We start from the raw sequence: 13,732 nt of genomic DNA, 5'->3' as shown, positions 1-13,732 counted from the left end.
ATGTGGCGCCGCTCTGTTTTACTGAGCAGTAAGTGGTTTGCCGAAGGCCGGTGGTCGAGGCGAACCGTAGGGTCAATCAAAAACCGTCCCAGAGGAACGCCTAGATGAGCTACACGCTATATCCCCTCCGCAAGTCCCGCCTGCAGCGCAGTGAGCTTGCCGTCCCGGGTTCCAACCCCACGATGATCGAGAAGGCGCTCGCCAGCGCCGCCGACTACGTGTTCCTCGACTGCGAGGACGCCGTTGCTCCGCCGGACAAGGAGCAGGCACGCAAGAACATCATTCAGGCGCTGAACGACCTCGATTGGCGGGGCGCCGGCAAGACCGTGTCGGTGCGCATCAACGGCCTCGACACCCACTACTGCTGCCGCGACGTGGTCGACATCGTCGAGCAGGCCGGTGCCAAGCTCGACACCATTCTCATTCCTAAGGTCGGCACCTACGCCGACGTCTACGCCATCGAAAGCTTCGTCAGCCAGATCGAAGTCGCAAAGGGCCTGCCGAACAAGATCGGCATGGAAGCGCTTATCGAGACCCCGCTCGGCATGGCCAATGTTGAATCGATCGCGTCGGCCAACAGCCGTCTCGAGGCCATGCACTTCGGCGTCGCCGACTACGCCGCCTTCAACAAGGCGCGCACCGTGGTCATCGGCGGCCTCAACCCCGACTATCCGGGCGACCAGTGGCACTTCGCGCTGTCGCGCATGACCGTCGCCTGCCGCGCTTTCGGCCTGCGTCCGATCGACGGTCCGTTCGGCGACTTCTCCGATCCGGCTGGCTACACCGCGGGCGCCAAGCGCGCCGCGGCGCTCGGCATCGAAGGCAAGTGGGCAATCCATCCCTCGCAGATCGAGCTTGCCAACGAAGTGTTCTCGCCGACCCCCAAGGAAATCGAGCGCGCCGAGCGCATTCTCGCTGCCCTCAAGGAGGCCGAGGCGCAGGGCAAGGGCGCTGCTTCGCTCGACGGCAAGATGATCGACGCCGCTTCGGAGAAGATGGCGAACAACCTTCTCGCCACCGCTGCCGCCATCAAGAAGGGCGAAGCTGCCCGCTCCAAGGCCGCCTGAGCAACCGATCCAAGCAAGGAATAAGAGACAATGGATATCCACGAGTACCAGGCCAAGGAACTTCTCTCGAAGTTCGGCGTGCCGATTCCTCGCGGTGGCATCGCTTATAGCCCCGAGCAGGCCACCTACCGCGCCACCGAGATCGGCGGCAGCAAGTGGGTCGTCAAAGCCCAGATCCACTCCGGTGCCCGCGGCAAGGCCGGCGGCATCAAGGTCTGCGCCACCGACCACGAGATCGAGCGCGCCGCTGAGGCTCTGCTCGGCAAGAAGCTCGCTACGCACCAGACGGGCCCGCAGGGCAAGCTGGTGTCGCGCCTCTACATCGAGGAAGCGACCGACATCGCCAAGGAGATCTACCTGGCGTTCGTCATGGACCGCGCTACCGAGCGCATCATGGTCGTCGCCTCGGCGGCGGGCGGCATGGAGATCGAGGAGATCTCCGCCAAGCAGCCCGACACGATCATCCGCGTGACGGTCGATCCGGCCGTCGGCATGCAGCAGTTCCAGGCTCGCGAAGTGGCTTACGGCCTCGGCGTCGACCCGGAGGTGATCAACAAACTGGTCCCGACGATCATGGCCTGCTACCGCGCGTTCCGCGACCTCGACGCCACCATGGTCGAGATCAACCCGCTGGTCGTGACCAAGGACAAGAACCTCCTCGCGCTCGACGCGAAGATGTCGTTCGACGACAACGCCCTGTTCCGCCGCCCGCACATCGCCGAGCTGCGCGACAAGAGCCAGGAAGACCCGCGCGAGACCTACGCCTCCGACCGCGGCCTCGCCTACGTCGGCCTCGACGGCGACATCGGCTGCGTCGTGAACGGCGCCGGCCTCGCCATGGCCACGCTCGACATGATCAAGCTGGCCGGCGGCGAGCCCGCCAACTTCCTCGACATCGGCGGTGGCGCTTCTCCGGAGCGCGTCGCCAAGTCGTTCAAGGCGGTGCTCAAGGATAAGAAGGTCAAGGCGCTGCTGCTGAACGTCTTCGCCGGCATCAATCGGTGCGATTGGGTCGCCAAGGGCGTCGTCGATGCCGTGCACGACCTCAACATCAAGATGCCGGTCGTCGTCCGCCTCGCCGGCACGAACGTCGAGGAAGGCCGCCGCATTCTCGATCAGAGCGGCCTCACGGTCATCACTGCAGAAACACTGGCTGAAGCGGCGCAAAAAGCCGTCGCGGCCGCCAAAGCCGCCTAGGGAGAACGCTCACATGGCAATTTTCATCAACGAGAACACCCCCGTTCTCATCCAGGGCTTCACCGGGCGCATCGGCACCTTCCACGCCCAGGAGATGATCGACTACGGCACCAACGTCGTCGGCGGCGTGACCCCCGGTAAGGGCGGCACCTCGCACCTCGGCCGTCCGGTGTTCAACACCATGAAGGGCGCGGTGCAGGAGACAAAGGCGGAGGCCTCCATCGTCTTCGTGCCGCCGCCGTTCGCGGCCGACGCGATCATGGAAGCCGCCGATGCGGGCATCAAGTATTGCGTCTGCATCACCGACGGCATCCCCGCGCAGGACATGATCCGCGTGAAGCGCTACATGCGGCGCTACAAGAAGGAGAACCGCATGGTGCTCACCGGCCCCAACTGCGCCGGCACCATCTCTCCGGGCAAAGCGATGCTGGGCATCATGCCGGGCCACATCTACCTCAACGGGCGCGTCGGCATCGTCGGCCGCTCGGGCACGCTCGGCTACGAGGCCGCCTCGCAGATGAAGGCGCTCGGCATCGGCGTGTCGACCTCGGTCGGCATCGGTGGCGACCCGATCAACGGCTCCTCGTTCCGCGACATTCTCGAGCACTTCGAGAAGGATCCGGAGACCGACGCGGTGCTGCTGATCGGCGAGATCGGCGGTCCGCAGGAGGCCGAGGCTGGCCAGTACGCCCGCGACCACATGAAGAAGCCGGTCGTTGCCTACATCGCCGGTCTGTCGGCGCCGAAGGGCCGCAAGATGGGCCATGCCGGCGCGATCATCTCCGCGTTCGGCGAGTCCGCGCCGGAGAAGGTCGAGATCTTGAAAGGCTGCGGCGTGACCATTGCGCCCACCCCGTCCGAAATGGGTGCGACGATTGCGGGTGTTCTGAACTCGTTGAAGAAAGTCGCTTAAAGAAAGCTTGGGGCCCGCCCATGAGGGGCGGGCCTCGTTCCCCCGGCGACCCCGAGCTCTTCACGGATCGGCGCACCGTTGCTGGCGGCGGCAATGCGAAACGTGGAGACTATGAATGCCTAAAGACGTGCAGCCGGCCGCTTCCGGAAAGCTCGACGAATTCCGGCTGCGCGATGAGCTGCGCGCCATGCGCACGCAGATCCCCGATTCGCCTGCGCTCAATCCCATCGTCAGCCTCGCCTTCAACCTATCGCGGCGCCTTGAAGCCGGCGAGATCAGCATTGACGAGGTAAAGGCGCTCGCCGGCCGCCTCATGGACCGCGCCTGCGTGCAGCGTGCCCTTCACCTGCGCGAGCGCGTCGGCTTCGTCGACCGCGGCACGACCTACAAGGAATTCGAAGACTTCGTCGAAAACGCCGCTGCCGCCACCGACTTCGAGGCCTTCAAGGCCCGGTGGGAGCGCCCGCGTACCGGCATCGTCCTCACCGCCCACCCGACGTTCGGCCTATCAGACGCGCTGTCAAAGCGCATCGTCGAGATTGCCGTCGCTGACGAGGTCGACCCGAATACGCGCATCGGCGTGCCGCATCGCCCGGACGAGAACATCGATCTCGGCTATGAGCACGGCCGCGCCCAGAACGCCATCCAGAACCTGCGCAACGCCTACGTCGAGCTGCTCGACAGCTTCTTCTCCGCCGCCGTGCATCGCTTCGGCGACAAGGCCTATACGCTGCGCCCGAAGCTCGCGACCTTCGCCTGCTGGGTTGGCTACGACCTTGACGGCCGCACCGACATCGACTGGCGCAAGTCGTTCATCCTGCGCCTCAAGGAGAAGCGCGCCTCGCTGGCGGACATCCGCGAGCGCTTCATCGGCGTGAAGAACGACCTCCCGGCGGACGGAGAGGCGCAGCGTCTCTCCCGCCAGGTGACCGGCAAGCTCGACCTCACCATCGCCGCCGTCGACGAGCAAATCGAAGCGCTCAACAAGGTGATGACTACGAGCACGCCGCTCGCCGACGCGGCCAACGTCATCACCCGCGCCGACGGCTACAACATCACCACTATCGAGCCGATCGTCAGCCTGTTCCGGCAGCTCATCGACGCGCTGCCCGACGGCAAGGGCAAGCGCGGCGTTGCCGTGCTCGCCGGCCTGATGGAGGCGACGGGTCTCGGCACCGCGCACATCCACCTGCGCATCAACGCCGTGCAGCTCAACAACGCCTTCCGCGCCTTCGTGCACGAGCCGTGGACGCGCGACCTGTCGGAAAGCCAGGCGCTGGCGCGTATCGTCGGCATGATCGAGACGGCGCGCAACGAGACCGTCAACTTCGAGTCGCTCGACCTCGAGACGGCGACCGCCATCCGCCAGTTTGCGCTCATCGCCCAGATCCAGAAGCACGTCGACCGCGAGACGCCGGTCCGCTTCCTCATCGCCGAGACGGAATCCCCGGCGACGGTGCTGATCGCCATTTTCTTCGCCACGCTCTTTGGTGTCGACCACATCACCGACGTGTCGCCGCTGTTCGAGACGCCGCTCGGCCTCGAGACTGCCGCGCGTATCGTCGAGCGCCTGCTCGAGGAAAAGGCCTACATCAACTACGTGCGCAAGCGCCGCCGCCTGTCGCTGCAGACGGGCTTCTCCGACGCCGGCCGCTTCGTCGGCCAGATCGCCGCGACGCTGGCCATCGAGCGCCTGCACCACGGCGTCGCCGAAGCGATCGGCGGTTCCGAAGTGAAGGGCATCGAGACCCTCATCTTCTCCACCCACGGCGAGTCGATGGGCCGCGGCGCACATCCGGGCGAGATGCGCACCCGCCTGCACTACGTGTTCTCCGACGAATCCCGCCGCCGCTTCGCCCAGCACGGCATTCCGATCAAGCACGAGACGAGCTTTCAGGGCGGCGACGGCTATCTGTTCTTCGCCAACCGCCGCCTGACGACGCGCGCGCTCGCCACCGTCATCATGGACGGTGAGGTGCCGGCCGAGGCCGAGGATCCGTTCTACGAGGACACCGACCTGCGCCTCGACTTCATCGGCCGCCTGCGCGCCTACCAGGAGCACTTGTTCGAGCATCCGGGCTATCGCGCCGTGCTCAGCGCCTTTGGCCCGAATATCTTGTTCAAGACCGGCTCGCGTCCGGTGAAGCGGCAGATGGACGCCGCAGGCGCCATCGACCGCAGCGCGGTTTCGCGCATGCGTGCCATCCCCAACAACGCCATCCTGCAGCAGTTTGGCTACGTGGCGAATGTCGTCGCCGGTCTCGGCGCCGCGGTCGGCTCGGAGCGCGAGCGCTTCATCGAACTCGCACGAAATTCCCAGCGTTTGCGGCCGCTTTTGGAGATGATCGCGCGCGGCAAGCAGCTCTCCAGCCTCAACGCCATGGGTGCCAACGCCATCGTCTTCGATCCGGGCTTCTGGGCTTGGCGCGCCTCATGGGGTCGCGAGGCGAACCTCGACCCGGCCTTCCGCGCGCTCGCCAACCTGCTGCTCTCCGACGACCGCAACGGTGAGATCAACAGCCTGGTGCACCACCTGCGTCTCGACGCCGTCGAGCTGCACGCGATGCTGGAGGAGATCGGCATCGAGGGCGGCAAGATCCCCGACGATACCCGGCTGGAGCTCGACCTCCTGCAGGCGATCCGCCTGGCGCTGATCATGCGCGTCTTCATCCTCGCCGCGCAGATGCCGCGTTTCGCCACGCGCGAGATCTCGCATCGCCAGCTGTTCGAGATGGCGCTGATGCTCGACGTTCCGGCGGTCGTCGCGGAAATGCGCCAGGCGTTCCCGCGGCGCATGGAGGCAGGCGACGATGACGGCGGCCGCTACGCGGAGAAGGCGACCTACCGCCCGCACGGCATCGACGACTACGGCCGCGTGGAGACGGAAATCCTCGCGCCGATGGAAGAGGCCTACGAGCTCATCCGCGAGATCGGCACCGGCATCTCGCACCACTTCGGCGCCTTCGGCTGATCCGATATCCGATCTGCAAACGAAAAAGGGCGGCGCCAAGCGCCGCCCTTTTTGCATTCAAGACATCACCAAGTTCAGTGCTTGCCCCACACCTGCACGGTGGCGTAGGCGCGGTCGCGCTTGGAAGTGGCGATCGCGCGTGAGCGCCACGTCGCCTCGATCTCTTTGATCGTCGCGGCCTGCTTCAAATCGACGGGGCCGAATGCGGCGTCCGCCTCGATCTTGATGCGCTTGCTCTCGACCTCGTCCTTGGCGCCGTCGGAATAGACGACTGCGAGGTTGGTCATCGTCACGTCGCGGTCCTTGACCGAGACGCGCAGCTGCTTGAAGCCGCCGTCGTTCTGGCCGACGGGAATCTTGACCTTGTCGAAACCGATCGAGCCGGCCGTGTCGGTGCCGAGCAGCACCCAGCCGTCGTTGTATTTGCGACCCTCACCGTTCGGGCCGAGCCAGCCGGTCTCGTATTCGCCGAACACCTCGACGCGCGCCTGACCCTTGAAGTCGGGCTTGGAGCGATAGACGAGCTGGATCTCCTTGATGAAGCCCTTGTGCTTCAGCGGGATCCACTCGGTCTTGCGATCGGCCGGAATCTTGGCGTCGGTGAGCAGCGTCTCGGTCTGCCCGTCCGCGAACACGGCCTTGAGGTCGGTGACGAAAATTTCGTTCTTCAGCACGCGCAGGCGAATGCGGTCGAATTTGCCGATCTCCGCACCGACGCGGATCACGTCGCGGTCGACGAGGAAGCCGACGTCCTGCACGCCGAACAGCACCTCGCCGTTCACGGCCTTGCCGGGCGGGATAGCCGAGGTTTCCGGCGCCGTCTCGCGCGTATTGACCCGGCGTCCACGGCGCTTCTGCTGCACCTCAACCAGGGGCGAAGCGGTCCTGCCGCCTTCAAGGACTTTCTTGCCCAGCGGCAGCACGCTTGCGTCGCGCGCTTGCGGCATCGAGATGGCCCCCGCGGCCACCAAGACGAGGCCTGCCAGAGCCAGCCTGATCGTCATGAACCTCTCCCCTCGTTGGCGAAGACGCGCACCGACAAATCGTTCGTAGCCGGTGCTTATTAGCTCAGTATGCGCGGCAACAAAAGCCCACCGGAACAATCCCCCGCCGGACCGCGCTACCGGCGTTACACGAAGCCGATCCCTCGGCACTGAGGCCAATTTTAACGGGAAAGGTATACTCCAAGACGAGTTGCGCCGGCACCGCCGGGCGAAACGACGTTGGGATCGACGCCCTCCATGCACGGCAAGAACCTCAATCTGCTGATCAATGCCGGCGGCGCGTTCCTCGTTCTCTTTGTCGTCGGCTACGTCGTCTGGTCCGCCTTCAACACCGAACAGTCGCAGTCGTGCACCGCCCGCTATCCGGCCGCAAGGCGCTTCTCGTTGCAGTCCGCTTCGGGCAAGCCGCTGACGGCCGCCGAATTGCAGGCGCGCGCCGGACTGCGCGACCTGGGCGTCGTCAACAACGCCGCGGTGGTCGTCGTCGACGGCGGTCCATCGCCCGAGGCTCTCGAGGTCAAGCTGCGGAAGCTTCCCGGCGATGCGGACAAGACCGACACGGTGCGCAACGGCATCGAATTTCACTGGTCGCCGCCGGGTATCGAGGCCGCGACGTCCGCCTGCATGAGCTACAGCGTCTGGCTGCCCGCCGATTTTCACTACGGCGGCGGCGGCTTCCTTCCGGGAGTGATCGGCGGGGAGCGGGGCACCTCCCCGCGCGAGGGCAACGTCCGCCTGACAGTCACACCCGAGTGGAGCGGCGAGGGCCAGCCGATGCTGATGGCGACCGTTCCCGGCGGAGAGGACCGTCGCGTGCAGTCGAGCGGACGCCCACTTCCTCTCGACCGCTGGATCCGCATGGATTTGGAAGTCGTGCTCAACAAGCCGGGCGAGCCGGATGGCGCCGTGCGCCTGTGGGTCGATGGCTCCCTGACCCTGGACGCCGACGGCATTGTGTTGCGCAGCGACGACAAGACGTCGCTGATGGGCGTGCTTGCAGCCGCCGGCTACCGGCGCTCACCCGAGATGCCCGGCCTGCTGCGCCTTTCACCGCTCGATATCGCCTGGAAGTAGTCGGCGCTGACGCCACCCTTCTCAACCGTTCCCCACGCTCCCCATATGAGCTGACGGCGTCACGCCTCCGGACAGGGGCGCTCGCCGTCGAAGGGGAGACTAGCATGCGCAATGTATTGGGATTTTTGGGTTCGGCGCAGCCGGCGAGCGGTGCCCCGCCCGCGGGCGCAACCTCCGCCGACCTCGATGACGAGCTACTCGATTCCTATTCGCGCGCCGTCGTCGATGCCGTCGATGCGGTGGCCCCGGCCGTCGTCCACGTCGAGGTAACAGGCGTGCGCCAGGGGCGCCGCTCGGAGGGCACCGGCTCGGGCGTCGTGGTGTCGCCCGACGGCCTGATCCTCACCAACAACCACGTCATCGACGGCGCGCGCGAGATCGCCGTGTCGCTGTCGGACGGACGCAAGTTCGGCGCTCGTGCCTTGGGCCGCGACCCCGACACGGATCTGGCCGTCTTGCGCGGCGAAACGGGAGAAACGCTGCCGACCGCCCGCCTCGCCAACTCCAAGAGCGTGCGCCAGGGTCAGATCGCCATTGCCATCGGCAACCCGCTCGGCTTCCAGTCGACGGTGACGGCAGGCATCGTCAGCGCCGTCGGCCGCTCGCTGCGTGCGCAGAGCGGCCGGCTGATCGGCGACGTCATTCAAACCGACGCCGCCCTCAATCCGGGAAACTCCGGCGGACCGCTGGTGAACTCGGCCGGCCAGATCATCGGCATCAACACGGCGGTGATCATGGGCGCCCAGGGCATCTGCTTCTCGGTCGCCTCGAACACGGCCTTGCACGCGTTGACGCAAATCCTCGCTCACGGGCGCGTACGCCGCGCGCGCATCGGCATCGTCGCCGAGCAGATGCCGCTGCCGCCGCGCCTCGCCTACAAGGCCGGGCTTTCGCAGGCGAGCGCGGTGCGTGTGCGCGAAGTGCAAGATGGCAGCCCGGCGGCGCTGGCAGGCTTGCGCGTGGGCGACATCGTCGTTCGTCTAGATGCGGAGATTGTTACAGGCGTTGACGATTTATTTCGCATGCTGGACGAGCGCCGCATCGACAAGGAGGTGGCGATAACTGTCGTGCGCAGCAGCGGATTGTCGGAGGTTGCGGTGCGGCCTATTGACCGCGAGCAGTAGCGATCATCCGTTAACGGACGACACCTTTGCGCGATGAATACTGGGCATTCGGCAGTTGTTGCGACGCAATGAATGGGGAAGCCAACTACAAACATTACGCCATTGTAAGTTGTTTCTTAACTGTTGAAGGAAACGCCCGCGGAATACCTTGCAAAATTGGGCACTGTAGTATTGAATGAGACTTCGAACGTGGCGCCCTCCCACCTGTCCCCCCTAAGCGGCGTCACGCATCGCAGCCCGCGCTCTTCCCCCGGAGCGCGGGCTTTCCTTTTGCACTTCTGGCATTCGTTTCAGGATTGTTCGGACGGCCTGAAGCCGGCTTCGCGCGCCTCGGCTTCCGAGCAGAACCAGCGCTCGCCGCGGCTTTCGCTGACCTTCACCCGCTCGTACCCACGCGCCCACGGCACGATGTAATAGCGGCGGCTGCCGCGCACGCTTCCCTTGATCGGGCAGCCGTCGGGCGCATCGCGTTTCGCCTCTTCCCATTTCTGCTGCCGGTACTCCGACGGGCGCCTCGCCTGGCCGGCCCAGATGCCGGCCTTGTTGGCGTGCGCCTCATCCTCCAATCCGCCGTAGGACGAGAAAATCCCGTGCACCGCGAAGACGTGGCCGGCGCTGACGAGCTCGCCGGCGACATCGCGGCCGTCGACCTTGCAGTCGCCCGTGGCGGTGCCGTCGATGGGATCGGAAACTTCGCAGGTGACGCGCCCCGCGCGTAGGATGCCGCTCAGCGCCTGGCGCGCAGTGCGCCCGCATGACCACTCGCGGCCGTCGGCGCCGATGCAGGCCTGGTCCGGCTCGGGAGACTCGATGCCCTCGAGGCGCACGAGTGTGGCGCCGACGCGCAGCGTGTCGCCGGTGACCGCGCTACCGCGGCCTTCGATTTCTCCTGGCGTTGGTGCTGCCCGCGCGGCGCGCTCGGACCTGAGGCTCGCCGTCGTCATGCTGCCACTGGTCGAAGGTGCCCACATCGTCCACGCACCGGCAGCGAGCAGGATGAGCACGCAGGCCGCGAAAGCGGTCTGCACAACGGGGCTGGCGGCGCTCCCGGCGAGGCCGCCGCGCACGCGACCGCCAAGACCGGCAAACGGAGATGTCAGCCACGCCGGGATCGCGGATGCCCCGTGCGCGAGCGCCAGCGCACCGAGCACGACGATGCCGATCGAGAGGGCGACGACCGTATCGCGCTCGAATCCATTGGCGAAGGCGCGGATGATGCCGCCCGCCAGCGCCACGGCGCCGACGATGAGCAGCGGCAAGCGGATGCTCGGCTGCCGCAGCGTTCGGCCGATCGGCGCCAGCAACGGACCGGCGTAGTCGTAGACAATCCCGGCAAGCGTGCTGATGACCGCCCAGCTATAGGCGAGCACCGCAAAGAGAGCCGCCCCGAAGCGGCGGAGATACTCAGCCGCGATCGGAATGCTGGCGCGCAGCTTGCTGCCGGCTGCTCGAGCGCCGACGGCGCCCAGTTTCGCCCCCTCGCGGCCGTAGAAGTACGCCCCGCGCCCCATCGCCTTGGCGCCGGCGGCACCGATGGCAGCGCCCTGCTGCCCGACGTTGATGGCTCCGCGGCCGACAGCCTTTGCCCCTTCGGCGCCGGCGGCAACGCCGCGCTGCCCCGCTGCCTTCATGTTCTCGACGGCCGCCTTGCCCGCCTCACCGGCGCGGTCGCGACGGTGCTTGCGGCGCACGAGGATCGTCGTGCGCACGTACTCGCGCCATTCAAAGCCGTCGTTACGCTTGCGCCAGCCGAGCATGCGGCCTCCGAAGCAGTTTGTTGAGATAGGCGACGTTGCCGCTTGCCAAGAAGCTCATCGCGCCGCGCCGGCGAACGTGCACGAGAAGATGGCAGGGCTTTGGCCGCCTGCCTATCGCGCGCCGGCTCTCAGTGATAGCCTTCTCCTTCGCGCACTTTGCCGCGAAACGTCCAATAGACGAATACAGTATAGCCGAGGATCATCGGCAGCATGATCAGCGTTCCGACCAGCATGAAGATCTGCGAACTCGGCACCGCTGCCGTGTCCCAGAAGGTCAGCGTCGGGGGCACCAGGTAAGGCACGGTCGAGATGCCGAGCCCGATGAAGCCCAACAGAAACAGCGACACTGCCGCCATGAACGGCACCACCTCGCGTCCGGTCGTCAGCCCCCACCAGCAGGTGAAGGCGGCGAGGGCGGTGAGCAGCGGCACCGGCGACAGATAGAGGATATTCGGCCAGGTGAACCAGCGGTCGGCGATGCGCTCGAAGGCGAGCGGCGTCCATAGGCTGATGATCGCCATGATGACGAGCACGGCGAGGAGCAGATACTGCGCCCAGCGGCGCGCGTTCACCGCGAGCTCGCCCTCGGTCTTCATCACCAGCCACGTGGTGCCGAGCAGCGCGTAGCCGACGAGCAGCGACAGCCCGGTGAACAGCGGGAACGGCGCGAGCCAATCGAAGGTGCCGCCGGCGAACTGGTTGTTCTGGACGTTGATGCCCTGCACGTAACCGCCGAGCACCACGCCCTGCATGAACGTGGCGACGATCGACCCGTAGGCGAAGGCGTTGTCCCAGAACTGGTGGCTCGGCTTTGCGGTCCAGCGGAACTCGAAGGCGACGCCGCGGAAGATCAAGCCCAGCAGCATGATGATGATCGGCAGGTAGAGCGCCGGCATGATCACCGCATAGGCGAGCGGAAACGCCACCAGCAAGCCGCCGCCGCCGAGCACCAGCCACGTCTCGTTGCCGTCCCAGAAGGGCGCGACCGAGTTCATCATCACGTCGCGGCGCTCCTCCTCCGGCGTGAACGGGAAGAGGATGCCGAGCCCCAGATCGAACCCGTCGAGGATCACGTACAGCGCCACCGCGATGCCGATGATCGCGGCCCACACCACCGGAAGCCAGAAGGCGATCGCGTCCATGCGTCAGGTCCTCTCGATCGCTTCTTGCGCTGCCGGCTCGGCCGCGGTGAGCGGACGGTTGGGCAGGCCGGCGGGCGGCTCGGCCGCGCTTCCCTTGGGGCCGTACTCGATCAGCCGGTTGATGTAGTAGATGCCCATCGAGAACACGATGCCGTAGACGATGACGAACAGGACCAGCGTCGTGAATACCGCCCCGCCCGATACGGGCGACGCGGCATCGGCGGTGCGCAGGATGCCGGAGGCGATCCACGGCTGCCGCCCGATCTCGGTCGTGTACCAGCCGGCCAGAATGGCGATGAAGCCCAGCGGCCAGGCGTATTGCACGTATTGCAGGTACCAGCGCGTATCGAAGAGCTTACCCCTGAACCACAGCCAGGCGCCGACGAAGCCGATCAGCAGCATCAGCACGCCCATGCCGACCATCAGGCGGAACGACAGAAACACCGGGAACACCGGCGGCCGGTCGGTCGGCGCGAATTCCTTCAGGCCGGGGAACAGCCCGTCGGCCTTGTGGGTGAGGATCAAGCTCGCGCCATAGGGAATGGCGATCTCGAAGTCGTTGCGCTCTTCCTTCTCGTTGGGAATGGCGAACAGCACTAGCGCACCCGGCTCCGATCCGTCCCAATGGCTTTCGATGGCGGCCACCTTGGCCGGCTGGTGCTTCAAGGTATTGAGGCCGTGCTGGTCGCCGATGAGCACCTGCAGCGGGGCGAGGATCGCCACCATGCCGAGGCCCATGCGCATCATCGTCTTCGCTTCCTCGGGGTAGCGATCCTTGAAGAGATAGCGTGCGCCCACCGCCAGCACGACGAGCGACGTCGTCAGGTAGGCGGCGGTGAACATATGCGCGAAGCGGTAGGGGAAGCTCGGGTTGAAGATGATCTGCAGCCAGTCAACCGGGTAGGCGATGCCGTTGATCACCTCGTGGCCCGCGGGCGTCTGCATCCAACTGTTGGCGGCAAGGATCCAGAATGCCGACAGCGACGTGCCGATCGCCACGAGGACCGCCGACAGCACGTGGATGTTGGGCGGCACGCGATTCCAGCCGAACAGCATGATGCCGAGGAACGTCGCCTCGAGGAAGAAGGCGGTCAGCACCTCGTAGCCGAGCAGCGGCCCGAGCACATTGCCGACGACGACGGAGAAATTGCTCCAGTTGGTGCCGAATTGGTAGGAGAGGACGATGCCGGAGACGACGCCCATGGCGAACGACACGGCGAAGATCTTCGTCCAGAAGCGCGCCAGCCGGTGCAGGTGGTCGCGCCCCGTCATACGCCAGCGCACGAGCAGCGTGGCGATGAACGCCGCGAGCCCGATGGTGAAGCTCGGGAAGATGATGTGGAAGGTGATGGTGAAGCCGAACTGAATGCGGGCCAAGAGGACGGGGTCTAGTTCCATGGCACCGGCTTCGTCCTTCTTGTTTTCATTCCGCGCACATTGTGGCCCGCTTCGGCGACGGCGTCGAGAACGGCGCGCTGCGGCG

10 protein-coding genes are annotated in these 13,732 nt (G+C 66.0%); 6 read left to right on the top strand and 4 right to left on the bottom strand.

Annotation, left to right across the window (positions count from 1 at the left end; translation table 11 throughout):
- Positions 1-104: 104 nt before the first annotated feature.
- The 4 genes from GIW81_RS12320 (at position 105) to GIW81_RS12305 (ending at position 6,148) form a co-directional block, all read left to right on the top strand.
- A complete protein-coding gene (locus GIW81_RS12320) occupies positions 105-1,067 on the top strand; it encodes an HpcH/HpaI aldolase/citrate lyase family protein (protein WP_154739693.1) in 963 nt (320 codons plus the stop codon).
- A 30-nt stretch (positions 1,068-1,097) separates the two neighbouring features.
- Entirely contained in the window at positions 1,098-2,264 is a 1,167-nt protein-coding gene (locus GIW81_RS12315; RefSeq protein WP_154739692.1) for a malate--CoA ligase subunit beta, read from the top strand.
- Positions 2,265-2,277: 13 nt separating this feature from the next.
- A complete protein-coding gene (gene sucD, locus GIW81_RS12310; RefSeq protein ID WP_154739691.1) occupies positions 2,278-3,177 on the top strand; it encodes a succinate--CoA ligase subunit alpha in 900 nt (299 codons plus the stop codon).
- A 115-nt stretch (positions 3,178-3,292) separates the two neighbouring features.
- Positions 3,293-6,148 carry a phosphoenolpyruvate carboxylase gene (locus GIW81_RS12305; protein ID WP_154739690.1) on the top strand — a complete coding sequence of 952 codons (2,856 nt, stop codon included), beginning with the start codon at positions 3,293-3,295 and terminating at the stop codon, positions 6,146-6,148.
- Positions 6,149-6,222: 74 nt separating this feature from the next.
- On the opposite strand, the gene GIW81_RS12300 is transcribed toward GIW81_RS12305, so the two are convergent.
- A complete protein-coding gene (locus GIW81_RS12300; protein ID WP_154739689.1) occupies positions 6,223-7,152 on the bottom strand; it encodes a DUF2541 family protein in 930 nt (309 codons plus the stop codon).
- 219 nt (positions 7,153-7,371) lie between these two features.
- Between GIW81_RS12300 and GIW81_RS12295 the strand changes: the two genes are divergently transcribed.
- The gene (locus GIW81_RS12295; RefSeq protein WP_210251941.1) at positions 7,372-8,226 is read left to right on the top strand and encodes a polysaccharide lyase; all 855 of its coding nucleotides are present in this window, start codon (positions 7,372-7,374) and stop codon (positions 8,224-8,226) included.
- A gap of 104 nt (positions 8,227-8,330) precedes the next feature.
- Positions 8,331-9,350, top strand: coding sequence for a S1C family serine protease (locus GIW81_RS12290; protein ID WP_154739687.1), 1,020 nt, complete (start codon positions 8,331-8,333; stop codon positions 9,348-9,350).
- Positions 9,351-9,640: 290 nt separating this feature from the next.
- Here GIW81_RS12290 and GIW81_RS12285 read toward each other — a convergent pair whose 3' ends face one another.
- From GIW81_RS12285 to GIW81_RS12275, 3 genes are all read right to left on the bottom strand, one after another.
- Entirely contained in the window at positions 9,641-11,107 is a 1,467-nt protein-coding gene (locus tag GIW81_RS12285; protein ID WP_154739686.1) for a thermonuclease family protein, read from the bottom strand.
- 128 nt (positions 11,108-11,235) lie between these two features.
- Positions 11,236-12,249, bottom strand: a complete 1,014-nt coding sequence (cydB, locus tag GIW81_RS12280) for a cytochrome d ubiquinol oxidase subunit II (RefSeq protein ID WP_154739685.1) — start codon at positions 12,247-12,249, stop codon at positions 11,236-11,238.
- Positions 12,250-12,252: 3 nt separating this feature from the next.
- Positions 12,253-13,647: a cytochrome ubiquinol oxidase subunit I gene (locus GIW81_RS12275; RefSeq protein WP_154739684.1), complete on the bottom strand. Its 1,395-nt coding sequence runs from the start codon at positions 13,645-13,647 to the stop codon at positions 12,253-12,255.
- Positions 13,648-13,732 lie beyond the last annotated feature (85 nt).

The organism is Hyphomicrobium album (assembly GCF_009708035.1).
In the GTDB taxonomy this organism is placed as follows: domain Bacteria; phylum Pseudomonadota; class Alphaproteobacteria; order Rhizobiales; family Hyphomicrobiaceae; genus Hyphomicrobium_A; species Hyphomicrobium_A album.
This window is presented reverse-complemented; position numbering and strand designations above follow the sequence as displayed.

Bases quoted from the DNA above. Each gene is read 5' to 3' on its own strand.
- cydB (WP_154739685.1), bottom strand. From the start codon at position 12,249: ATGGACGCGATCGCCTTCTGGCTTCCGGTGGTGTGGGCCGCGATCATC.
- GIW81_RS12290 (WP_154739687.1), top strand. From the start codon at position 8,331: ATGCGCAATGTATTGGGATTTTTGGGTTCGGCGCAGCCGGCGAGCGGT.
- GIW81_RS12275 (WP_154739684.1), bottom strand. From the start codon at position 13,647: ATGGAACTAGACCCCGTCCTCTTGGCCCGCATTCAGTTCGGCTTCACC.
- sucD (WP_154739691.1), top strand. From the start codon at position 2,278: ATGGCAATTTTCATCAACGAGAACACCCCCGTTCTCATCCAGGGCTTC.
- GIW81_RS12320 (WP_154739693.1), top strand. From the start codon at position 105: ATGAGCTACACGCTATATCCCCTCCGCAAGTCCCGCCTGCAGCGCAGT.
- GIW81_RS12300 (WP_154739689.1), bottom strand. From the start codon at position 7,152: ATGACGATCAGGCTGGCTCTGGCAGGCCTCGTCTTGGTGGCCGCGGGG.
- GIW81_RS12285 (WP_154739686.1), bottom strand. From the start codon at position 11,107: ATGCTCGGCTGGCGCAAGCGTAACGACGGCTTTGAATGGCGCGAGTAC.
- GIW81_RS12315 (WP_154739692.1), top strand. From the start codon at position 1,098: ATGGATATCCACGAGTACCAGGCCAAGGAACTTCTCTCGAAGTTCGGC.
- GIW81_RS12305 (WP_154739690.1), top strand. From the start codon at position 3,293: ATGCCTAAAGACGTGCAGCCGGCCGCTTCCGGAAAGCTCGACGAATTC.